The organism is Qipengyuania sp. HL-TH1, from assembly GCF_036365825.1.
In the GTDB taxonomy this organism is placed as follows: domain Bacteria; phylum Pseudomonadota; class Alphaproteobacteria; order Sphingomonadales; family Sphingomonadaceae; genus Qipengyuania; species Qipengyuania profunda.
Genome location: NZ_CP142674.1, coordinates 30,484 through 50,154 on the forward strand (window position 1 = coordinate 30,484; position 19,671 = coordinate 50,154).

A 19,671-nucleotide genomic window follows, 5' to 3' on the forward strand; every position below is an offset into this window, starting at 1 on the left:
GCCCCTCACGAGGTCCGTCCGCGCGATCCCCCGCGGGCGGGCCTTTTTACTGCCGCCAGCTCCTGCGCCACCGACAAAGGAAAGAGGGTGGACGAACGACGATCAAGAGGAGGCCGATGATGAACCAGCAGACATACACGATCGATCTGGGCGGTGCGCCGTGGGGCGAGGACTGCGCACAGATCGGACACACTCCGAACTTCGCAAATGTCAATCGAGCTGAGGTCGCGCTCTATCGCGCCGCCCTAATCGCACTGCTCGGCGAACCTCCCGAAGGCATCGAGCTGCGTTCCTGCGCGAACCGCCATGATTTCGGCACTTACCGCACGCTGGAAGCACTCGTCGATCCCGTTAGGGATGACGGCTCGCACGCAGCATACATAGAACAGCTGGAGACGGGAATCGAGCGATGGTTCCACGCTGGCTTCGCACCGCCCTCTGCGCCTCAGCTCGAGAACGCGACCGCGATCGCCAAGTTCTGCACCGACGCCATCCGCGGCGCCATCAACACAACGCGCCCCCTGCCTGCCGGCGACTTCTTCCCGGCCGAGTTCCAGACGTTGAACGGCAACCTGCGCGCCGCTTTCCCCGACATCGCCGCAACGGCACTCGCCTGAGGAAACCCGAAATGGCCGACCACTACACCAAGACGTCCTTCGTGCTCGAAGCCGACCCGCGCGACGTCGTATTCCTGCGCGAAGTCACCGACCTCGATCTATCGCTCGTGCCCGACATTGAATGGCGCGAACAATTCGAGAACCGCTCCGCGCGCTTCAAGAACGCCTTCCCCGGCTCCGACGCGGACCCGTTCGAAGCATACCGCTCGCTGTTCAGCGATCCCGCCTACCCGATACCGGGTTTCGAGATCTCCTGCGCAGGAATGACCGACGACGGGCGGCAACGCATTGTCGTCAGCGGCGACCAGATCGACCCAGAGACTCTGGCCAACATCGTCCAGGCCACGTGCCCGAGCGCCCTACCGACGGGGTTCTGCTATGCCTACGGATGCAGCAAGCTTCGCCCCGACGAATTCGGCGGCGGTTTCGTCCTCATCACCGACGACGCCGTCGTCTTCCGGGGAACCCAGGAAGGCCTGCACTCCGCCCTCAAGCAGCTCGAAGACGAGGATGCGCGCTCGCTCGTCCTGGCGACGCGCGACCCGAAGCACGGGCTTTCGTTCTGGAACAAGGAAACCGGCTTCGGAAGATTGGCCGACGCCACCGTGTTCACGCCAAGCGAGGCTGAAAAGGCCGCCCCGGTGATCGCAGCCGACGAACCGGAATGGACGACAATGCCGCGGTGGCCGCAGTGAGCGATCCCGAACTTGTCCGGATGCAAGCCCGGCGCGACGAAACGCGCCACCTCCTCGGCGAAATCGGCGACCGCCTCGCAGCCGAGGCCGAACGCAAAGTGACAGCCTGCGACCTCCTGCCGTATACCTTCGGCCGGCATTCGACCAGCTGGACGCCCCGTCACGAGCGACGCTACCAGCATCATCTGGGCGGAGCTCGAACGGCGCATCGCAACGAGATCGGCGCCCTGCAGGCAAAGCTCGCCCGGCAGGACGCCGCTATTGCGGCTCGTCATCTGCGCAAAGCGCGGCGCGCGCCGGAAGCTTGACGCGGTGATGACCGGGGCGCAGCAAATGGCGATGCCGACCAAGGAAACCATCGACACCAGTCACGGCAAGGTGTGGCTCACACACTTTGACAACGGTGACGTTTCGATCTGGACGCCTCCGCGCTCGCGCCAGGCCGATCTCGTCGCCGACACCGTGAACGGCCGCGCCGCGTGGAAGCCGAAATACAAGGCATGGATCGCTCCCGCCGTTCACGCGCAGCAGATCATCGAGGAGCTTCAGGACGTCTAACCCCGAAGCGACCAATTTCGGTTCGAACGACTAAACCGACCCACATTCCTGCAAACCCAACGGAGAGTCCCATGAAACTCGACGATCGCATCTTCGTGGCCACGCTGGCGACGGGCATAGGCTATGCCGACCGCACGCGCGAAGAACATGGGGACTGGAAACGCCTCGCCATCCTGTTCTTTTCCGACCTTCGTGCCGATATCGAACCCGACTGCCCTGCCGATCTGGAAAGCCAGATCCGATCCCATATGGCGACCATTCAAGCACGCAGGGGAGAGCTTTACCAGGTCTCGACCTCGGGTCAGACGATCACGCTGGGTCATGCGCTCGAGGGCGCAAGATAGCCGTACCCCGGTTCGACAAGGATCAATCCTGAACACCTGACGCACGGCCCCTGCCGGGGCTTCGTGCGGATTGCGCGCGTTTGCGCGCTGCCGGGCTGCGCCCGGGGGGAGGGAGGGATGAAGGGAAGTGGTCCGGACAAGGGGTTCGGACAGAGCATCAGGAGACTTCCCATGAACATCGGTACCCTCAAGGCCAATGCCGACGGCGTTCACATCGGCCGCATCGTCACCATGGCATTCGCCGCCACCATCGCCCTGCGCGAGTTCGTCTCGACCAACGAGCGCGCCCCCGCCTTCGACGTGATGGCGCTCTCGGCCGACCGCCGCAGCTGGGTGAAGGTCGGCGCGCTGTGGGAATACTCGTCGAACGACACCGGCGAGGTGTTCCTCTCGGGTCGGATCGACGATCCCAGCCTCGACAAGCCGATCGACGTCGCCATGTTCCGCCAGGACGACGGCTCCTACAACGTCGCCTGGCGCCGTCCGCAGCGCAAGCGCACGCTCCCTGGCATGGCCAGCGAAGGCGAAGACACCCTGCCGCCGCTGAACGCAACCGGCGGCGAGCCCGAGCAGGCCGGTTCGACCACCGGCGGCGACGGCCTGGGCGAGAGCACCGCTCCCTCGCCGAAGACCAAGGCCAAGGCGAAGGAGACCGCCGACGCCTGACGACAGCGTCCCCCGGGCCGGTGCGACCCCTCCCGCATCGGCCCCTCACGAGGTCCGTCCGCGCGATCCCCCGCGGGCGGGCCTTTTTACTGCCGCCAGCTCCTGCGCCACCGACAAAGGAAAGAGGGTGGGTATACGGCAGGCAATCGAAGGAACCAGACCGTGCCCCAGCAACCCAGGACACAGCGCCTGCCGAATTTCATCATTATCGGGCGCGTTCGCGAAGGAGAACTCGATTGCATCTCCGCAATCAACGGAAGCTCGATCGCGGACGCACAGCTCTGGAATGCGCTTCTCATCGAGACGCATCGCTGTCTATCCCTCGCCGTCGGGGAGGATCTCACCGTGTGGAGCGTTCACGATATCACCGCGGTGCTGTTGCCAGACCCGAACGCCATCGGCTTTGCCGCGTGCATCGATCTCTCTGATCTCTCTTGAAAATCCGGACTATCCGGATTATATGGATCGTTATCCGCATGACGGTAATGACGACGACGACGGGCCTGGCCCATTGGTAACTTGGCGATGATGAAAGCGGAGACGAACATGAAACAAGCCTACGGAGAAACCGTCACCACGACCGCTTTCTCGAAGAAGGTCGGCTACTATTACGACGAGGCAATCCGCAGACCCATCGGTCTCGAACGCCACGGAGAAGTCCGCGTCGTCATGGTGCCGGTCGACGAGTACAACTCGCTTCGAAAGCTGTTCGCGCGTGCCCTGAAATCGGAGCAGCTGAAGGATGTCATCGGAGAAATCACCACCGCGCCGCCGGCGTTCCACCCTGACGCCCCGGACAGCTACGAGGAAGACGCCGGCGCGGGCGCCCATCATCCCAAGCAAAACCGCAAGCGGGCAGAACGCGAAACCGCGACCGCCTGAGCCTGGCGCCATCATCGATTACGGGTACCTCTGGGCCCGCGAGGACGCCAAGGGCCAGGAAAACGCCACCAAGACGCGGCCCTGCTACATTTACGGCGTGAAACCGATAGACGGGCTCTACATCGTCTCGGTCATGGCGATCTCCAGGTCCTCGACCGGAGCGCGCGTTCCCGTTCATCCGCGTGAGCGTGCAGCGCTGGGGCTTCCCGACGACTGTGACGTCGTGATCGAGGAAGTCAACGTCTTCCAATGGTCCGGCCCCGACATCGTCCCGCAGCCCGATGGTTCCCTCATGCGAGCCAACCCGGCATCGAAGAAGCTCACCGCGGCGATCGGCACCGCAATGGTCGGGAGGACCCCCACGATCGTCTTCCGCGCACCCTGAGAAAGCGGTCTTCAACACACCACCGCCGTGGTTCATCCGGTTCCTCAGGCACCCTCCTGTCCCGACGGTATAGCCTTGACGACGATCGCGGACAGCGGCGCATCGTGGCTGCGTCGATCCCGGCACTTCACAAGCCCTGAGACGGGGCCGGCGCCAAGCAGCTGACATGGTCTGACTCCCGCCGATTTTCGGGCCTCCGCCACAAACGAGAACGGTGTTCAAGTCTTCCCAGCACCTCCAAGCCGAGTGCGTGTCCGCCGTCCAGTGCCCCTGCCCCTCCGGTCGGGCTTAGGGCCAACCTGCGAAAATACGAGCCGTGTTGCTCGCTTCGCGAGCTGCCCGCACCACCTCGATTTTCGAGGTTTCCCGCGCACGAATGCGCGGTGTCCCACCCCTCCTTCCGGGGCTCGATAAGGGCACCGGCGGACAAGCCGTCGGCTCAGAAGGAGGCTTTTGAAATGAACACCGTCAACCTCGTCGGCCGACTGGCCAAGGATCCGATCGCCCGCGACGGCAGCAAGACCAAGGTCACCGAGCTGCTTCTGGTCACCGAGCGCCCCGTCATCCGCGACGGCCGCGTCCAGAAGGATCCGGAGACCGGCTACACGAAGACCGACGCCGAATTCCACAAGATCACCGTCTTCAACGGCATGGGTCTCCCGCTTCGGGACCACAAGGCGAAGGGCGACCAGCTCGCGATCACCGGCCGGCTCCACTACTCGCGCTGGCAGGATGCCGACGGCAACGACCGGTACGGCTGCGAGATCATCGCCGAAAACGTCGAGTTCATCTGACCGACACCGATGGGCGGCGCGCAAGCGCCGTCCTTTCACCATCTCACCCAGGAGAATTGCCATGAAGGACTTCGGCCTTTTCGCCGAGCGCGACGCCGCGCGCGCGGAACGTAAGCTCAGCGAGCTCAATCGCTTTGCCGCCCGCCGCGAAATCATGCTCGAGACCATCGATCTCGAGGCACTGGATCGCAACACCGCATTCGATATCCTCGAAACCGACGAGGACCTGGCCGAAACAATCGCTTTCGGCCCGATCTACGTCCATCACCTCTCGACATTGGAAGCACAACGCGCCGAGATCGCCGCTATGCTTCCAAAAGCGGCTTGACGGGAGTTTTTGCCATGCAAGTGATCGCGATCGACAACTTCGGCCGGGACAATGTAAGCGACCGCGTGGTCTCAACCGATCTCAGCCAAGCTGCGGCCGAGGAAAAAGCCCAGCAAATGAACACACTGCACGGAGGACCGACCTCTGCACGCTATTATGTTGTCAAACCGGACGACTACGTGCCCTATGTCTGGGAGCCCTGATCGGGTAACTTGAGCATCGAGGAACACAGTGCATGAGGCGTACTACAACCACAGTGCCCGGCTTTTCACTCGAAGCGGTTGGGCGTCGCCTTCGTGACGCACGCAAAGCAGCGGGTTTGACACAAGAAGAATTCGCCGAAGCATCGGGATTCAACAAATCTTCGGTTATAGCCTGGGAAAGTGGAAGAAATTCCCCCCTGCGAAGATGTTTGCGTGCTTGCGGCTCGTCTGTAACATATCCCCCGAATGGGTGCTTTGCGGACCCGGCCCTAAGCCACTCAAAGACATTACTCCTACGCAACGAGATCGAACTGCACGCGCCGAAGCGCGTGTGCGAGACCTGGCTCAGTCCCATGGATTAGAGCTCTCACAGGAAGGCATTGACGACCTCACACTCTTAGTCATCAACGAGACCGAAGATAACGAAGAGCAGATCTACCAGAAGATGGTCCCCATTATGCAAGCCGTCGCCAAGGCGGCGTGAAAAGCCAGCGGCACATGCCGCCTCCCGCCCTGCGGACGGGATCGCGCTCTATTGCGCTAAACTCCTTGCGGCCCTGGCTTCGCGAGGGCGCGCTGCGTCGCCAAGCTCCACCGAGCCCCTGACGGGTCTCGGCCCATTCGGGTGACGATCGCATGGCGAGAGTAAGGGGCCTTTCCACCAGAAGTCCCATTATGCCATGCGGGTCACGCTATGCGTCGAGGATCCTGCGGCCCGCTATCGCGGCGCCGCTATGGCGGCGTCCCTGACGCGCGTGCTGCCGCATGTCGGGCCTTCGGGGTCAATCATGACACCCAAGGAGGCTTATCATGTTCAGCTGCACCACCATCGATTCCGCAATCAGCGGCGAGGCGAATGGATGCGAAAGCGATCAGCACATCGTCGCGATCGGAGATCGCTTCCAGGTCGTCGACGAATTCGACCTGACCGAGTGGCAAGAGAGCCGCGTCGTCGAGACGGTCTATTTCGACGATCCGGTGTGATCGTGCGGGGGCAGCGCGATGCGCTGCTCCCCTTTTTCAGTTAGCCCCAAGGATCCTCGGAGAGCTTCCTCAAATCAATCATAAAACCGTCTGGCGACGGAAGTAGATCCCTGCGATCCTTTTCGCTGACACGAGGGTTTTCCGGATCGTTCGGCCGATCGCCCGGCTTGCCACGCGGACGAATGTACATCTCTCTGACCCAAAGATCGGTACCCACCGCTTCGAACCGGACATAGGCGACATGGCTGCAGCGCTTCTTCGCCAACGAACGGTTTGTAATCCTATCGGCCTGGGTCGATTTGACCTCGATGTTTTCCGCACCGAATTCGAGATCGTACTGTTCGACGCGATGGCCTGCATGAGTGGCGCGATATGCTTTCGCGACCAAGTGCTCGCCCAATGCTCCAAGCCATTGGCCGTTCAAAGTCGGTTTTTTCCCGTTTCTGTCAGGGTCCTCCAATTCGTCGAGCGCGTCGGCGAGACCTTCCTTGATGGTTTGCGTAGCGTGTTTCTGAGTCATTGAGACGACTTACAGCAAAGCCGTGAACAAATGGGTACCGCCTCCCGTCCTTCGGCCGGGACCGGGCTCTATTGCGCTAAGGCTCCTTGCGGCCCTGGCTTCGCTAGGGCTCGCTGCGTCGCCAAGCTCCACCGAGCCCCTAACGGGTCTCGGCCCATTCGGGTGACGATCGCCTGGCGGGATAACCGCGTACCGCGCTATCGCGCTGCGGCCTGAAGAGCGGGGCTGTCTGCATCGGCTCGACCTTCGGCCGACGAGATAATGCCCGCCGCCTACCCAGCAGATTCAGGACATCCCATCAACGCCGCTCTGGCCTTCGGTCGGGCCTCCGCCTTTTTGATTGGCCCCGCGGGCTCTCGGTCCCACCGCTCGCGTCCGGGCGGCCGCGCGAGGGCAACGACCCCTGGCGTTGCCGCGCGCGCGAGACGCGCCGGCCTGTCTTGCCGCGGCTCCTGCGGGAGCCCGATATTCTCGAAGGAAAGGGGAGGGGGAGGGTGTGTTTGATTGCATCCTCGTGTGATGGGGTCCGAAGGATACTTGCGGCAAGGATCCGGTCAAGGATCCGCGGTTCCCCCAATTTTTTCCCGGCATTTGTCTGCTTTCAGCAGACGGGAAAAAATCGGCTCCCCCACGGCCCGTAGGCGTTAACCGGGGTCCGGCCCTGACGTGCCGGCTTCCCGGTTAACGTCCCTGACCTCGCTTGTCCGCTGCGCACCATTGGACCCCGTCATCACGCGATGACGCGATCAAAACCAATGGAGGCTACCAATGCAGAAGTTCAACTCTTTCGCCGATCTCGCGAACGCCCGCATGGAACTGGCAGACACCCGTTCCGAAGTCACCGCCGCCTACGACGGCGCTTTCCTCGAACAGAGCGACATGGCGAAGCTCAGCGTCGTCGACGAACCGATGGCGGCCGAAATGCCGGATCCCGACATGGCGCGGCGCGCCGTCGAGATGGCTATCGGAACGATCTTCGACGTCCTGAAGGACACCCGGATGGAGGAATTCGCCCAGCAGCTCGCCTGGGGGATGGTCAACTCCTTTCACATGACCGCCCGCCTGGCCGAGGGACGCGAGGACGATGCGGCGAAGAAGCTCGGCGAACTTGCCCGTCACTTCGATCCTTCCGAGATCTACGCCGTCGAGCTCGAAGAAACGCAGATGCTCGTCCAGACGCTGCAGGGATGCCGCGAAGCCCTGGAGGCGATGCGCGACCATGCAGCCGACGTCTACCGGGTCGAGACCGGACGTCCGTTCACGGCAACTCGCGGCTCGCAGGTGAGCAAGAACGGCGTAACCGCCTCGCAGATCCAGGCTCGCGACTTCCTGGCAGCACGCGCGAAGGACCGCAGGGCACAGTTCCAGCCCGAAGGTCCGCTCGTCGTCACCTCGGGCGGCATGAAGGAATGGTACGACTTCGAGATGATCTGGGACATCCTCGACGACATCAAGTCCCGCATCCCGAACATGGTTCTCGGAACGACCGGAATGCGCAAGGGCGTCGATGCAATGGCGAACGCATGGGCCCAGAAGAACGGCGTGCAGACGATCCTCTTCATGCCCGACGGGCGTCACGGCAACCGCGCTCCGTTCCTGCGCAACGAGAACATGGTCAAGCTCGGCCCGGTGGAAGCGATCGTCGGCGAAGGCTCCGGCATCCAAGCGAACCTCGCACAGCGGCTCCGTCAGGCTGGGGTGCCGGTTCACATCCGCCGCATTGCCGATCAGCGGCCGCAAACGCAGCGGGTCGGCGCTTCCACCTTCGGGTGAGCCTCTCGGGAGGCTCCGGCAGTCGCCGGAGCCTCCCTTCCTTTTTCGTCTCGGCAGAACGGGCTCGGGGGGCATCGAGCCCCCGTCGCCCGTCTTGGCGCGTCACAGGACCGGGGAGGGCTCGTCTCGTCGATGTCCCAGTCTGTCACGGGCGCACTGGCGCGCCTCAAGGATCCGCGGTTCCCCCAATTTTGCTACGCAAAATCGGCTCCCCCACGGCCCGCTTGCGCGGTCGCCTGCGGCGATCCTTGACCCGCTGGACGCCCGTGACCGGCGGGAACCACCATCAACACATGGAGGTTAAGATGGGCGTCCAAATCACATTGTTCAAAGCGCTGAAAGAGGCTAAAGTCTCGGGCGAGAACGCAGAGAAGGTCGTCTCCGAACTGGAGGAGTACATTGCGATGAAAATCACCGAAGCCAATGCAGAGCTGATTGCCGAAGTAAAGTCGCTTCGGACCGATGTCGCCACCAATCGCTGGGTCCTCGGGCTCATCGGAGTCATCATCGCGATAGGCTCGGCCACGGGCGGCTATATAGCAGCGGTCTGACCGCGGGGGGCTTCGGCCCCCTTTTTTACTTCGCCTTGCCCAAGTTCGAGCGCCCACTTCTCAAATACCTCTTCGTCGGGTTCCTTGCCGGGATAGTGCTACGCTACGTCCCGCCGTGTCCTTTCCTCAATCGCATCCCGTTCGCATGGCTGACGATCCTCGCAGTCACCGCCGGCATCACCGCAGCCTACGGCTTGATGGCCTTCATGAACCGCAGGCTCGATTGACGGTAGCCGCAGCCCACACATCACAGCTCGCGATCGCGTAGCACCAAGACGAACCGCAGTGCCACGGCCGCGGCGGTCCCTTGCTCGCTGGCGACCTTTCGGTCGCGTGCGCCACGCTCGGTCCGCCTTGGCCCCGCCGGCATGGCTGGCTCGCCCGGACGCCTTCGCGTCCGTAGGCATCGCGGCCATGCCTGTCCTGCGCTGACGGGTAGCTGGGAGCGGGCGACGACGCCCGCTTCCATATGGTCGACGTTCCGCCAGGCGCTGGCACTCACTCGCGTGCTGGCGGACATGCGTCCGCCCTAGCAACGCTCGGTGTGCCGCGCGCACTTGCAGCAGTCCCTCCGGCTCGCTGACGAACATCCGTTCGTCCGCGCATCGCCGATGCTTTCCTGCTCGGAATCCGGCCCCATGCCGGGGCAGGCTTTGCGCCGCATCAATCCTCGACGGGATGCGCCGATGGACACCGCCTGCCTTCACCGAACAGGCCTCGCATCAAAGGGGAGGGGGAAGGGGAGAGACGAGTTCATCACAGGAGGCAGAGATGATCGTCACCTTCCGCATCAAGGACACACAGACCCAGCTTCATTCACGGCCCGCTGAAATCTCCGCGCTGGAGCTCGCCGCGCTGACGCGGCGGCTTCACTCTGGCAACGCCGCGCTCGACGTCGATCCCGGGGAATTCGGGGCAGCGCCCCTCAATTTCGAGATCAACGCCAATGCCCTCTCGATGGCCGCATTCACCGCCTGCTTCGACCATCGGACCGAAATCATCTCGATCGTCGAAGAGGCGCAGTTCCTCGGGCGGACGCTGCGCGTCCGGCACCTCGGGCGCCTCGCTCCGATAACGATCGAGGTCTCCGAACATATCGCCCTTGCGCGCGATCTCATGATGGGCCCGGACCTTGCCGCGAAGGTACTCTTCGCCCTGGGACGCGACGACGCGGATGAAGGCGAGCTGACCCTCGAAAGCTTGCGATTGCTCCTTCAGGATCATCGCACCTACGACGCGTTCTGCGGCGCCAAGATCACCCCGATTTACGACAGTCTGGCGTACCTCGCCTTCACCGACTGCGGCGAACAGACCCCCATACTGGAGTGGGCCCAGCGATCGACAACGTGAACGCGATCGCCACGCCTCGGACACGCCTGAAGATGCGACGCCCCAACTGCGGTTCCGAAGCGATCTGCAAGGATGCCTGGGCCGCTTGGGACGAGAGCAACCAGCGCTGGGAGCTCGGCGGGGTCTACGACCATGAAACCTGCATCGAATGCGAGCACGAAGGCGACGACCATTTCGACCGAATCGATCTCAGCACAGGCGCGATCGTCGGTTCCGAAATAGACGAAGGATTGCCCGGCAACTGCGTCTCGGGCGAGGGCCATAACATGCAGCCGCACCCGGTCACCGGAGCGCCATACTGCAAGGCGTGCTGCCCGCCTGAAGAGCCATTCGCGAACCACGCAATCTCATCGACCGGCGACTAGCCTCCCGCTGGATCGATGCATCGGAAAAGGGTGTCCGGCCATGAGCCGCGGCACCCTTTTCTCATGCCCGATACTCGAAGCACTGGCGCATCACGGCAACGCCTCGAACGAGCAGTGCAGCAAGTGACTTCCGCCTCCCGCCGATGGCCCGTCCGCCACCATCGCCATGAGCACTCCGGCCATACGCGGGTCAACCGAAAATGGACCGACCGTGAAGCCGCTACGCGGCTTCCGCACCACTCGATCAATTTTCGGTTCCCCTCCGCTTCGCTCCGGTGACCCGCGCACCGCCGGAGCGCTGATTCATGGCATGGCGGACGAGCCGCCAACGACAGGAGGCTACCATGTGCTACACCACCGAAACATTCGAGGCTGACACCGCCACGATCCGCCAGATCGACACCGACACGATCGCGCTCGACGAGAAGACACTGGAAGCGGAACGGCGCTCCTACCACTCCTTCTTCGACGTCCATGTGGTCCGCACCGAAGACGGCTACATCCTCATCGAGGAAGGCGATTACGGCGAGCTTCCGATGCACCTCATCGACGACATCGTCTACACCGCCACCGGCAAAATGGACGACGAATACTGACCCGAACGGGCGGCGCTAAGGCGCCGCCCTCAGGACGCCTGCTTCTGGACCGCAGGCTCCATCTTTTCGAGCGCCTCGATCGCGCTCTTCGGCTTGACGCTGACGGCCAGTTCCAACAGTCTCACCGCACGCGCATGACCGACCTTGCGCACGAGCCTTGCCAGCTCCTTTTCGGCCTCTTCCTTTTCCATCTGCGCAAGCTTCCTCCGGCGCTCCGCAACGTCCTGTTCCGCAGCTTCGAGAGCCGCTCTTTCGCGCTCCACTTTCGATACCATTTCCATGTCCTTTCACGACGGATTTCATGCTTCGCTTGATGCAGCAACCGCCATGAATTTTCGAGCCGTTTTTTTGCTCGATGCTTTTGCGTTTTGCCGTGATGGAAGGAGGTCTGTTATTTGGGCCATCCTTCGCGGCCTCGGCCGCTACGGACCGCGCTCTATTGCGCTAGGTTCCTCGCTGCCCTGGCTTCGCTAGGGCAGCTTCGTCACCAAGCTCCACCGAGCCTGGCTATGCCAGTCTCGGCCCTTCGGGTGACGATCGACGTGGACCTGAAGGTCCACTCTTGTCCACCCAGGAAGAAGCATTGCCACCGCAGCGTTATACACGCTCGGGGCTCTTGGCGGCACGATGGCCGGCACTCCCAGCTGGATAACCAGCTCCTCTCACGACTCCTCGAGACAAGCGACCGAGAAGAAGAACCGCCAAGTCCCTATTTTAGCACACCGAACACGGCTGCGCCGTAGGTCTTTTCGGATCGAAAGATGTTAGATAGCAATGAGTTAGAACGATTTACCGGCCCCGAAATATATTTCGGATTTGGGGCGGGAAGCGGGGAAGCTCCAAATGTGCCGCTTTTTCAACCGCTTGGAGCCGCAATATATTTCGGGTGCGTCAGCGCTTCCCTTTCCGTTTCGGACGGCATATAAGGGGCTTGCGATAGAGAAACCATGCACAACTCGGAAAGAGTTTGCATGGCCAGTACATACAAAGGCATCGGCGTAGGGTTTTCCTCCGATGCGCTCGAAGCCCTCGATGCCTACGCCGGAGCGCAAGGCATCACACGTGCCGAGGCTATTCGCACCTCCGTCAATATCGGCCTGCCGATGCTCAAGCTGGGCATCGCCCTTAACGGCCCACGCGCGCTTACCATCCTAGAGCATACACAGCTAGCGCTCTCACTGCTTGTCGAACGGCAGTACCCCGAAGACAGCGACGAGCTGATCCGCGCCGCCATGCGCAACGTGCGAGAGCACCATGCGTAACGACATCCGGACCAACAAGCAGGCGATCACTCTGACGCACGCTTCGGCGCGCGGAAAGGTGAAGCGAAACGCGGGCAATTTCACGCGCGGATCACAGCTGTTCCATCACGAAATTTTGATGACTTGGGCGGGCATCCGGATCCCGCTCTACACGTGGATCGGGACGACCGTTCTTCTGCTCTTCGTGCTGGGCTACTTCACCTTCAAGAATCACGAAGTCCATCTCGTCCTGATGAAGCTCCTATCGTCGGTCTGGGGATGGATGTCGCTGGACCCGATGAAGGCGATAAACCTGACGCTTCCATCGGGCCAAATCGTCCAGGGAACGATGGCGATGGTTCCCTATCATCCCGCCGTCGAAGCGGCATGGTCTCGCGCCATCCAGGTCACAGTTTCTTCGATGCTCGGCGCGGCATTCATATGCGTTCCTTTGACCATCTGGTTCGTCGACTTTTCGCGCAAGCGCGGATCGGAAATTCTTACCGAACGCCACGAGCGCGGCGCGGTGCTCGTCGAGCGACCGATGCTCAAGGATTCCATCCTGTCGCACAACTGGCGCGAGCACGAGAAGGAATGCCTTTCACGGACACCGCCAGAGGATCCGAACGCGGTCCTCAAGGAACCGCTCAAGCAACGTATCAGGCGTGGTCTCCATCAGCCCTACAAGCTCGCCGGATTGCCCTATCCCTGGCGGCTCGAGCAGAGCCACGCGATGTTCATCGGAACGACCGGGGCTGGTAAGACCACCGAGCTCAAAAAACTGGTCACGCAGGCACGCGAACGTGGCCATCGATGCGTGATATTCGACCTCACCGGGACCTTCGTCGAAAGCTTCTACAATGAAGCCACCGATGTGATCCTCAACCCGATGGACAAGCGGTGCCAAGCGTGGTCCATTTTCAACGACTGCCATAACTACGCCGAGTTCATGAGCGCCGCCACCGCGCTCGTTCCGAGCGGCCAATCTGTCGAGGACGATTTCTGGCAGAAGTCCGCTCGCACGCTCATGGTCGAAATGTGCGTCAAGATGCTCAAGATGGGCGTGCGCTCGAACGGCGGTCTCGCCTACTTCCTGATGATGTCGGATCTCAAGACGATCCACGCACAACTGGAAGGAACAGTCGCCGGACCGATGATGTCGCCATCGGCAGCGAAGATGGCGGAATCGATCCGCACGACCTTCATCGCCAATGCGAACGCCTTTCGTTTCCTCCCCGAACCCCCGCCGGGCGAAGAAGGCTTCTCAATCAAAAAATGGATGACCGAGGACGTCCAGGAGGGTTCGATCCTTTTCATCACTTCCACGCACCCCGATCTGGTCCTCAACCGGCCCTTGCTGACGCTCTGGATGGACCTGGCGGTGAACGCCCTCTTCCAGATGGGTCGAAGCCGCAATCTGCGCACTTGGTTCCTGATCGACGAAGTCCATGCTTTGCACCGCCTCCCAGCAATCGATCACGGCCTCCAGACGGCGCGCGCATTCGGCGGCGCCTTCGTGCTCGGAATGCACTCCTTCGACAAACTGGAGGAAACCTACGGAGAGCATGGAGCCACCAATCTGGCATCGCTTGCCGGCACCAAGCTCATCCTGAAAACCGCCGACCCGGAGACGTCGCGCCGCTGCTCCGAATTCATCGGCAGCCGCGAAGTTCGCCAGATGGATGAAGCCTATTCCTACGGCTACAATAACAGCCGCGACGCCTCGACGATCACGCCGCGAACCGATGTCAAAGAGCTCGTCATGCCGGACGATATCGGCAACCTGCCGAGCCTCAGCGGCTTCATCAAATTCCCCGACGGATTTCCCGCCGCGCGCATTAGGCTCACATGGAAGGATTACCCCGAACGCGCCGAGGGCTTCATGCGCGTCACCGACATGCGCGCCGCCGAATACGTGCCGACCGACGAAGAAGCCGCTGAAATGGGTGTCGGGGGTCGCGAGGGTGAGGGGCCGGACAACGTACCCAAGGACCGGCGCGATGGGGTGGATATCGTGCTCAGCCAGGCGGAGCTCGAAGCCGAGAAGCTGCGCGAGGAGGTGGAGGGTTCGCTCGATCGGTCGGTGGAGCAGACGGCTGCGGAGTTGCAGCACAGGACCGATGCGAAAGATGTGGTCAACGGAACCAGCGACCAGCGCGACCAGGACGATCTGTCGAAGTTCAAGCACACCGGCAAGCGCGACGAGCGCGAGCGCCAGAAAATCGCGCAGCGTGACGTCGAGGAGCGCAACGCTTCCAATCGGAACGTCCTTGCCCAGACGCGCCAGCTCCGGGGCCGAGACGACGGTCAGGAAAGCGTTCTCGAGCGCGAGAACCGACAGGGATTCGGCCGCGAGAAGGAGGATCGCCACGAGGTGGCGATCGACGACGAGCAGGAGATGGGCCGGTGAACCTCTCCCCCTCCGTCATCGCGTATTCGGACCGCTTCCGACCGGCGATCGGAAATAGCCTGCGCTGCGCGCGCGTCGCTCTCGGTCGATCGCAGGATGACATGGCGCGCGAGCTCGGTATCGCCCGGCAAACGCTCGCGGGGTACGAGAACGGCCATAGCGAGCCGCTCAGCAGCCTCCTCGCGCGGCTGTGCGAGGACTTCGGTCTGGATCCGGCATGGCTCCTCGCAGGTGCCAGCAGTCGCCCCATGTTCGCCACGGATGCGATACGCCCCCAGAATGCGTTGGAACGCGCTTGATGCTGTCCGTCGCATCCGTTTCATCCGCAAGTGGCGCGGCGAACTACTTCGCCAAGGACGACTACTATGTCGGTGACGGCCCCGCCGAGCTGAGCGAATGGGGAGGGAAGGGCGCCGAAGCGCTCGGTCTGAGCGGTCCGGTGTCGAAGGAGGACTTCGAGCGGGTCCTCGATGGGAAGCTGCCCGACGGGACCGTCGTCAACGGCGCGGAGAAGCGCAGGGCAGGTGTGGATCTCACCTTCTCCATGCCGAAATCGGTGAGCCTGATGGCGCAGCTCGGCGGCGACAAGCGCGTCCTCACGGCGCAGGAGGCGGCGGTGAAGGCCACGATGGCCTATCTCGAAAAACATTTCGCCGAAGCGCGAGACTATTCACGCAATTCCAACGGCGAAGCGGTCCAGACCGGCAAGCTGCTTTACGCGCTCTTCCAGCACGACACGAGTCGCAAACTAGACCCCCAGAACCATACCCACGCCGTCATCGCGGCTATGACACAGGACAAGACGGGCAACTGGAAGGCGCTCTGGAACGGCGAGGTCTGGAAGAACAACTCCGTCCTCGGATCGATCTACAACGCGGCGCTGCGCTCCAATCTCGAAAAGATCGGCTACCGAACCGAGCTTACCGGCAAACACGGCCAGTTCGAAATCCAGGGCGTGTCGCGCGAGGTCATCGAAGCGTTCAGCCAGCGAAGGCTGGATATCCTCGCGACCGCCGATAAGCTCGGCCGAAGCGCGAGCGAAACAGAGTTCCTGCGGGGCGTTACCAAGAACACCCGCGATCCCAAGCTCAATCCCGACGACAAGCAGGCGCTCCGCCAGGAATGGGCCAAGCGCGCGGAAGGACTGGGTTTCGATGCGAAGGCGCATGTGGAACAGGCTCGCGCGCGCACGGAGAATACCCGAGAAGGACCGTTGGGGACGGTGGATCGGGTGCGCGGCGTCATCGCTGCGGTACAGGAAGCCACCCAGCTTTATACGAGACCTGCCGACGAGCTGACCACGAACGGCCTGCAGCGCATGGGCCTAACACCCACCCAGCTGCGCACCGAGCTCGCGACCGCTTCGGCCGTCCGCGTGATCGGAGAGCGGGAAACTTCATGGACACGCGGCGAACTGGTCAAGACGGCGCTCGATCTCGGCGTCAAGGGCGTGACCGCCGAGGGTGTGGAAGCCCGCATGGAGGTGCTGATCGATAAGGGGCAGATGCTGCCCGGCAAAAGTACACGGCTCGACGGTGCGATCGAGAAGTTCACCACGCCCGAACATGCAGCGATCGAACGGGCGACCCTCGCAAACGTGACGGCCGGGAGAGATGCGAGCCAGGGAATGATCGAGGCTGGTGCAGCCCCGGAACGTCTGCGCGCGGTATCGGGCGAGCACGATCTCAACGCCGAGCAGATCGCTGCCGGAACGCTCGCATTGTCGAGCGACGACCGCACGGTCGTGATCCAAGGCGTCGCCGGCGCCGGCAAGACGACCCTCATCTCCGCGATCGCCAGCGTGGCACGCGAGGAGGGCAGGGACGTAATCGGCCTCGCCTTCGCGAACAAGATGGTGAACGACCTCCGGAACGAAACCGAAATACGCTCCTCGAGCGGCGAGCCGGTAGAGGAGGGTATCGAGGCCAAAACCGTCTCTTCCTTCGTCAATCAGCATTTGCGGGCCGCGCTTCACGGCAGCGGACCCACTTTCGAAGCCTCGAAAGCCGCGCTCACGGGCAAGGTCCTCGTTCTCGACGAAGCTTCGCTGGTCGCCAACAAACCGATGAACGATCTTCTCACGATCGCCAATCGGTTGGGCGTCGAGAAGCTGGTGATGATCGGCGACAGAGCGCAGTTGCAACCGATCGAGGCGGGCAAGAGCTTCTCGCTCATCCAGTCCGACGGCCCCGCACTGGCGAGGCTCGACACCAGCCTTCGCCAACGGACCGAACACATGAAGGACGCCGCGGGCCTGGCCCGAGCGGGCAAGTTCCGAGAGAGCTTCGCCTCGCTCGGCGACAAGGTGGTCGAAGCGGGCAAGGACCACTTGGCGGTAGCAGCCAAGACCTGGCTCGATCTCTCGCGCGAGGACCGGGAACGCACCGCCATCTACTCGTCCGGCAGAGACGCGCGCGCGACCCTCAACAGGTTGGTTCAGGACGGACTGAGAGCCGAAGGCTCGATTAAGGGCGAGGGGATGGTGCTCGATACGCTCAGACCGGCCCACGCGACCCGTGAGGAACTTCGCTACGCATCGACCTATGCCAAGGGGCAGCTGCTCGAAGTCATACGCCAGAACGCGCCTGGCGGGCTTTCTCGCGGCCGATACGATGTCGAGGGTCTCGACGAGAAGGGCAGGGTGCTCCTGCGTGACGAGAACGGCAAGCTGAAGCGCTTCGATCCCACGCGCATCGACCCTGCCGACAAACGCGACGCCTTGCGTCTCTCTGAAAAGACCAAAGAGATCATCCACGAAGGCGACAAGGTCCGCTGGACCGAAAAGGACGACGCGCGCAAGCTGATGAAATCCGAGGAGGCGAAGATCCTCGGCATCAAGGACGGCGTCGTGACGGTCGAGAACCGGTACGGCGAAACGGTCGAGCTCAAGCAAAACGACAAGATGCTGGAACGCATGGGTCTCGCCTACGCGATCAACATGCATCAGGCGCAGGGTGATACGCGCGACATGGCGATCGGCGAGATGCACTCGTCGGCGCGGCATCTCTCGAACCAACGCCTGGCGCTGGTGATGATGACCCGCGTGCGCGACGACATCACCATCGTCACCAACGATCGCGACCAGCTCCTCGCACAGATCGGCCGCAATCCCGGCGACAAGACCAGCGCCCTCGAAACGCTCGGCGAGAAACAGGTCGAGAATGCGCGCAGCGACCGCGCCGCTACCGACTTCAATCCGAGAGTTCCCGAACACCTGAAGAACGGCGAGGCAAGCGCGGACCGCCTGCCACCGGTCGGCAAGGAAAGCCTGCGCGCGGTACCGCAGATCGACCTTCCCGAACGCAATATCGAACGTGCCCGATAGGAGACTGGCAATGAACAAGACGCAGCATGGCCTGATCGCCAACGACCCGAAGAGCGACAGCCTGATGGCCGTCCTCGAGCAGCAGCCGACCCTTACCAACTTCGTGAAGCAGGCCGGGCTGCAGGAAGTCGCCGAAATGGTGGAGGGGGACAATTTTGTGGTGTGCGATCTGGACCTGCACGGGGTCCAGGGGTGCGCCGACATGCGCGAGATGATCGCGAACCAGCAGATGGTGGCCGAGTGCGTCGCCATCGGCCTCGCCATCCTCGTCGCAGTCATCGTCGGGTCGATCGCCGTCGCTTTCGTAAACCTCGCAACGAAGTTCGCCGCGCCGATCGGAAGGAACCGCGTCTACGCGCTCTTTCCGCGGCGCCTGAACGAATTCTGGAAAGGCAGCATGACATGACCAACGTCCTAACCGGGCCGTGGGGCCTCTTCACGGTCTCGCCACGGGAGCTGATCGAAATCGGCGTGATGATCGGTGTCGCGGTCGCCCTGACGGTGATGATCTACTGGAACATTCCGCGCTGGTCGGGCGAGGACTGAACATGGACGGCCAATCTCTCCTGATCCTCGTGATCGCGGGCGTGGTGATCGCGACCTTCGCGATCCTGAACGGCCTGCCGAAGCGCCAGCTTTCACGACTTAAGGTTCGCCCAAAGCCGCTGATGACGCCCGCCGAGCGCAGGGTCTGCCTGATGATCGAACGGGCGATGCCCGGCGCACGGGTGCATTCGCAGGTCTCGATGGGCGCCATCATGAACCCGGCCAAAGGGCTGTCCAAGTCGGAATGGTGGACCACCTTCAACAAATTCAGCTCCAAACGCGTCGACTTCGTGGTCGAGGATCCGCATTCCGGTCGGATCATCCTGCTCGTCGAGCTCGACGATCGCAGCCACGACCGCCGCAGCGACACCGATCGCGACGCCCTTACGCGTCACGCCGGATACACGACCGTGCGCCTTCCCGCAGGCGAACGCCCCACGCAAACGAGTGTCGAAAGGCATATCGAAGCCGCGCTCGGACCAGCCTTGCCGCACCCGGCGCAATCACCCTGGCAAGCCACCCAAACCTGAAGGAGGAC

29 protein-coding genes are annotated in these 19,671 nt (G+C 62.6%); 27 read left to right on the forward strand and 2 right to left on the reverse strand.

Annotation, left to right across the window (positions count from 1 at the left end; genetic code table 11):
- The first annotated feature begins 119 nt into the window (after positions 1-119).
- The 14 genes from VWN43_RS00140 to VWN43_RS00200 all read left to right on the forward strand — a co-directional run bounded on the left by VWN43_RS00140 (position 120) and on the right by VWN43_RS00200 (position 6,456).
- Positions 120-617 (forward strand): hypothetical protein, encoded by a 498-nt coding sequence (locus VWN43_RS00140; RefSeq protein WP_320179889.1) that lies wholly within the window; start codon positions 120-122, stop codon positions 615-617.
- Between the two features lie 11 nt (positions 618-628).
- Complete coding sequence (locus tag VWN43_RS00145; protein WP_320179890.1) at positions 629-1,312, forward strand: hypothetical protein; 684 nt, start codon at positions 629-631, stop codon at positions 1,310-1,312.
- A complete protein-coding gene (locus VWN43_RS00150) occupies positions 1,282-1,620 on the forward strand; it encodes a hypothetical protein (RefSeq protein ID WP_320179891.1) in 339 nt (112 codons plus the stop codon). The genes VWN43_RS00145 and VWN43_RS00150 overlap by 31 nt, the downstream gene beginning before the upstream one ends.
- A gap of 7 nt (positions 1,621-1,627) precedes the next feature.
- The gene (locus VWN43_RS00155; protein WP_320179892.1) at positions 1,628-1,870 is read left to right on the forward strand and encodes a hypothetical protein; all 243 of its coding nucleotides are present in this window, start codon (positions 1,628-1,630) and stop codon (positions 1,868-1,870) included.
- Positions 1,871-1,941: 71 nt separating this feature from the next.
- Positions 1,942-2,214 (forward strand): hypothetical protein, encoded by a 273-nt coding sequence (locus tag VWN43_RS00160; RefSeq protein ID WP_320179785.1) that lies wholly within the window; start codon positions 1,942-1,944, stop codon positions 2,212-2,214.
- 171 nt (positions 2,215-2,385) lie between these two features.
- Entirely contained in the window at positions 2,386-2,880 is a 495-nt protein-coding gene (locus VWN43_RS00165; protein WP_305959939.1) for a DUF736 domain-containing protein, read from the forward strand.
- Positions 2,881-3,042: 162 nt separating this feature from the next.
- A complete protein-coding gene (locus VWN43_RS00170; protein ID WP_320179786.1) occupies positions 3,043-3,318 on the forward strand; it encodes a hypothetical protein in 276 nt (91 codons plus the stop codon).
- A gap of 108 nt (positions 3,319-3,426) precedes the next feature.
- The gene (locus VWN43_RS00175; protein ID WP_320179787.1) at positions 3,427-3,762 is read left to right on the forward strand and encodes a type II toxin-antitoxin system Phd/YefM family antitoxin; all 336 of its coding nucleotides are present in this window, start codon (positions 3,427-3,429) and stop codon (positions 3,760-3,762) included.
- 97 nt (positions 3,763-3,859) lie between these two features.
- Positions 3,860-4,147 carry a hypothetical protein gene (locus tag VWN43_RS00180; protein WP_320179788.1) on the forward strand — a complete coding sequence of 96 codons (288 nt, stop codon included), beginning with the start codon at positions 3,860-3,862 and terminating at the stop codon, positions 4,145-4,147.
- A 458-nt stretch (positions 4,148-4,605) separates the two neighbouring features.
- Positions 4,606-4,941, forward strand: coding sequence for a single-stranded DNA-binding protein (locus tag VWN43_RS00185; protein WP_305959943.1), 336 nt, complete (start codon positions 4,606-4,608; stop codon positions 4,939-4,941).
- Between the two features lie 61 nt (positions 4,942-5,002).
- Positions 5,003-5,269, forward strand: a complete 267-nt coding sequence (locus tag VWN43_RS00190; protein WP_320179789.1) for a hypothetical protein — start codon at positions 5,003-5,005, stop codon at positions 5,267-5,269.
- Positions 5,270-5,283: 14 nt separating this feature from the next.
- Positions 5,284-5,472, forward strand: coding sequence for a hypothetical protein (locus VWN43_RS00195; protein WP_320179790.1), 189 nt, complete (start codon positions 5,284-5,286; stop codon positions 5,470-5,472).
- Positions 5,473-5,504: 32 nt separating this feature from the next.
- Entirely contained in the window at positions 5,505-5,834 is a 330-nt protein-coding gene (locus VWN43_RS16305; protein ID WP_420493551.1) for a helix-turn-helix domain-containing protein, read from the forward strand.
- Positions 5,835-6,282: 448 nt separating this feature from the next.
- Positions 6,283-6,456, forward strand: coding sequence for a hypothetical protein (locus tag VWN43_RS00200; protein ID WP_320179792.1), 174 nt, complete (start codon positions 6,283-6,285; stop codon positions 6,454-6,456).
- 40 nt (positions 6,457-6,496) lie between these two features.
- Here VWN43_RS00200 and VWN43_RS00205 read toward each other — a convergent pair whose 3' ends face one another.
- Complete coding sequence (locus tag VWN43_RS00205) at positions 6,497-6,976, reverse strand: DUF6998 domain-containing protein (protein WP_320179793.1); 480 nt, start codon at positions 6,974-6,976, stop codon at positions 6,497-6,499.
- 768 nt (positions 6,977-7,744) lie between these two features.
- Between VWN43_RS00205 and VWN43_RS00210 the strand changes: the two genes are divergently transcribed.
- From VWN43_RS00210 to VWN43_RS00235, 6 genes are all read left to right on the forward strand, one after another.
- Positions 7,745-8,749, forward strand: coding sequence for a DUF2493 domain-containing protein (locus VWN43_RS00210; RefSeq protein WP_320179794.1), 1,005 nt, complete (start codon positions 7,745-7,747; stop codon positions 8,747-8,749).
- Between the two features lie 305 nt (positions 8,750-9,054).
- Positions 9,055-9,300, forward strand: coding sequence for a hypothetical protein (locus VWN43_RS00215; protein WP_119587687.1), 246 nt, complete (start codon positions 9,055-9,057; stop codon positions 9,298-9,300).
- A 35-nt stretch (positions 9,301-9,335) separates the two neighbouring features.
- Entirely contained in the window at positions 9,336-9,527 is a 192-nt protein-coding gene (locus VWN43_RS00220; RefSeq protein WP_320179795.1) for a hypothetical protein, read from the forward strand.
- 544 nt (positions 9,528-10,071) lie between these two features.
- Positions 10,072-10,650: a hypothetical protein gene (locus tag VWN43_RS00225; protein WP_320179796.1), complete on the forward strand. Its 579-nt coding sequence runs from the start codon at positions 10,072-10,074 to the stop codon at positions 10,648-10,650.
- Between the two features lie 32 nt (positions 10,651-10,682).
- Positions 10,683-11,015 (forward strand): hypothetical protein, encoded by a 333-nt coding sequence (locus VWN43_RS00230; protein ID WP_330767209.1) that lies wholly within the window; start codon positions 10,683-10,685, stop codon positions 11,013-11,015.
- 344 nt (positions 11,016-11,359) lie between these two features.
- Positions 11,360-11,611, forward strand: coding sequence for a hypothetical protein (locus VWN43_RS00235; RefSeq protein WP_233548431.1), 252 nt, complete (start codon positions 11,360-11,362; stop codon positions 11,609-11,611).
- Between the two features lie 29 nt (positions 11,612-11,640).
- Here the strand turns inward: VWN43_RS00235 and VWN43_RS00240 are convergent, their stop codons facing one another.
- Positions 11,641-11,886, reverse strand: coding sequence for a hypothetical protein (locus VWN43_RS00240; RefSeq protein WP_320179798.1), 246 nt, complete (start codon positions 11,884-11,886; stop codon positions 11,641-11,643).
- A 696-nt stretch (positions 11,887-12,582) separates the two neighbouring features.
- Between VWN43_RS00240 and VWN43_RS00245 the strand changes: the two genes are divergently transcribed.
- Genes VWN43_RS00245 through VWN43_RS00275 form a run of 7 tightly spaced genes read left to right on the forward strand, consistent with a single transcriptional unit; the run spans position 12,583 to position 19,663 of the window.
- Positions 12,583-12,873, forward strand: coding sequence for a hypothetical protein (locus tag VWN43_RS00245; RefSeq protein WP_320179799.1), 291 nt, complete (start codon positions 12,583-12,585; stop codon positions 12,871-12,873).
- Positions 12,866-15,262 (forward strand): type IV secretion system DNA-binding domain-containing protein, encoded by a 2,397-nt coding sequence (locus VWN43_RS00250; protein WP_320179800.1) that lies wholly within the window; start codon positions 12,866-12,868, stop codon positions 15,260-15,262. Before VWN43_RS00245 ends, VWN43_RS00250 begins: the two co-directional genes overlap by 8 nt.
- The gene (locus tag VWN43_RS00255) at positions 15,259-15,561 is read left to right on the forward strand and encodes a helix-turn-helix domain-containing protein (protein WP_320179801.1); all 303 of its coding nucleotides are present in this window, start codon (positions 15,259-15,261) and stop codon (positions 15,559-15,561) included. The genes VWN43_RS00250 and VWN43_RS00255 overlap by 4 nt, the downstream gene beginning before the upstream one ends.
- On the forward strand, positions 15,561-18,587 hold the full coding sequence (mobF, locus tag VWN43_RS00260; RefSeq protein ID WP_320179802.1) for a MobF family relaxase: 3,027 nt from the start codon (positions 15,561-15,563) through the stop codon (positions 18,585-18,587). Before VWN43_RS00255 ends, mobF begins: the two co-directional genes overlap by 1 nt.
- A 10-nt stretch (positions 18,588-18,597) precedes the next feature.
- Positions 18,598-18,993, forward strand: coding sequence for a hypothetical protein (locus tag VWN43_RS00265; protein WP_320179803.1), 396 nt, complete (start codon positions 18,598-18,600; stop codon positions 18,991-18,993).
- Positions 18,990-19,133, forward strand: a complete 144-nt coding sequence (locus tag VWN43_RS00270) for a hypothetical protein (protein WP_305959958.1) — start codon at positions 18,990-18,992, stop codon at positions 19,131-19,133. Before VWN43_RS00265 ends, VWN43_RS00270 begins: the two co-directional genes overlap by 4 nt.
- A 2-nt stretch (positions 19,134-19,135) precedes the next feature.
- Positions 19,136-19,663 carry a DUF2726 domain-containing protein gene (locus tag VWN43_RS00275; RefSeq protein WP_320179804.1) on the forward strand — a complete coding sequence of 176 codons (528 nt, stop codon included), beginning with the start codon at positions 19,136-19,138 and terminating at the stop codon, positions 19,661-19,663.
- Positions 19,664-19,671: the final 8 nt, after the last annotated feature.

What these genes read in the sequence shown, in the direction of transcription:
- VWN43_RS00190 (WP_320179789.1), top strand. Translation starts at nt 5,003, where the DNA reads ATGAAGGACTTCGGCCTTTTCGCCGAGCGCGACGCCGCGCGCGCGGAA.
- VWN43_RS00160 (WP_320179785.1), top strand. Translation starts at nt 1,942, where the DNA reads ATGAAACTCGACGATCGCATCTTCGTGGCCACGCTGGCGACGGGCATA.
- VWN43_RS00210 (WP_320179794.1), top strand. Translation starts at nt 7,745, where the DNA reads ATGCAGAAGTTCAACTCTTTCGCCGATCTCGCGAACGCCCGCATGGAA.
- VWN43_RS00205 (WP_320179793.1), bottom strand. Translation starts at nt 6,976, where the DNA reads ATGACTCAGAAACACGCTACGCAAACCATCAAGGAAGGTCTCGCCGAC.
- VWN43_RS00250 (WP_320179800.1), top strand. Translation starts at nt 12,866, where the DNA reads ATGCGTAACGACATCCGGACCAACAAGCAGGCGATCACTCTGACGCAC.
- VWN43_RS00185 (WP_305959943.1), top strand. Translation starts at nt 4,606, where the DNA reads ATGAACACCGTCAACCTCGTCGGCCGACTGGCCAAGGATCCGATCGCC.
- VWN43_RS00265 (WP_320179803.1), top strand. Translation starts at nt 18,598, where the DNA reads ATGAACAAGACGCAGCATGGCCTGATCGCCAACGACCCGAAGAGCGAC.
- VWN43_RS00275 (WP_320179804.1), top strand. Translation starts at nt 19,136, where the DNA reads ATGGACGGCCAATCTCTCCTGATCCTCGTGATCGCGGGCGTGGTGATC.
- VWN43_RS00150 (WP_320179891.1), top strand. Translation starts at nt 1,282, where the DNA reads ATGGACGACAATGCCGCGGTGGCCGCAGTGAGCGATCCCGAACTTGTC.
- VWN43_RS00235 (WP_233548431.1), top strand. Translation starts at nt 11,360, where the DNA reads ATGTGCTACACCACCGAAACATTCGAGGCTGACACCGCCACGATCCGC.
- VWN43_RS00215 (WP_119587687.1), top strand. Translation starts at nt 9,055, where the DNA reads ATGGGCGTCCAAATCACATTGTTCAAAGCGCTGAAAGAGGCTAAAGTC.
- VWN43_RS00245 (WP_320179799.1), top strand. Translation starts at nt 12,583, where the DNA reads ATGGCCAGTACATACAAAGGCATCGGCGTAGGGTTTTCCTCCGATGCG.
- VWN43_RS00270 (WP_305959958.1), top strand. Translation starts at nt 18,990, where the DNA reads ATGACCAACGTCCTAACCGGGCCGTGGGGCCTCTTCACGGTCTCGCCA.
- VWN43_RS00145 (WP_320179890.1), top strand. Translation starts at nt 629, where the DNA reads ATGGCCGACCACTACACCAAGACGTCCTTCGTGCTCGAAGCCGACCCG.
- VWN43_RS00200 (WP_320179792.1), top strand. Translation starts at nt 6,283, where the DNA reads ATGTTCAGCTGCACCACCATCGATTCCGCAATCAGCGGCGAGGCGAAT.
- VWN43_RS00240 (WP_320179798.1), bottom strand. Translation starts at nt 11,886, where the DNA reads ATGGTATCGAAAGTGGAGCGCGAAAGAGCGGCTCTCGAAGCTGCGGAA.
- VWN43_RS00155 (WP_320179892.1), top strand. Translation starts at nt 1,628, where the DNA reads ATGACCGGGGCGCAGCAAATGGCGATGCCGACCAAGGAAACCATCGAC.
- VWN43_RS00195 (WP_320179790.1), top strand. Translation starts at nt 5,284, where the DNA reads ATGCAAGTGATCGCGATCGACAACTTCGGCCGGGACAATGTAAGCGAC.
- VWN43_RS00230 (WP_330767209.1), top strand. Translation starts at nt 10,683, where the DNA reads ATGCGACGCCCCAACTGCGGTTCCGAAGCGATCTGCAAGGATGCCTGG.
- VWN43_RS00165 (WP_305959939.1), top strand. Translation starts at nt 2,386, where the DNA reads ATGAACATCGGTACCCTCAAGGCCAATGCCGACGGCGTTCACATCGGC.
- VWN43_RS00225 (WP_320179796.1), top strand. Translation starts at nt 10,072, where the DNA reads ATGATCGTCACCTTCCGCATCAAGGACACACAGACCCAGCTTCATTCA.
- VWN43_RS00140 (WP_320179889.1), top strand. Translation starts at nt 120, where the DNA reads ATGAACCAGCAGACATACACGATCGATCTGGGCGGTGCGCCGTGGGGC.
- mobF (WP_320179802.1), top strand. Translation starts at nt 15,561, where the DNA reads ATGCTGTCCGTCGCATCCGTTTCATCCGCAAGTGGCGCGGCGAACTAC.
- VWN43_RS16305 (WP_420493551.1), top strand. Translation starts at nt 5,505, where the DNA reads ATGAGGCGTACTACAACCACAGTGCCCGGCTTTTCACTCGAAGCGGTT.
- VWN43_RS00175 (WP_320179787.1), top strand. Translation starts at nt 3,427, where the DNA reads ATGAAACAAGCCTACGGAGAAACCGTCACCACGACCGCTTTCTCGAAG.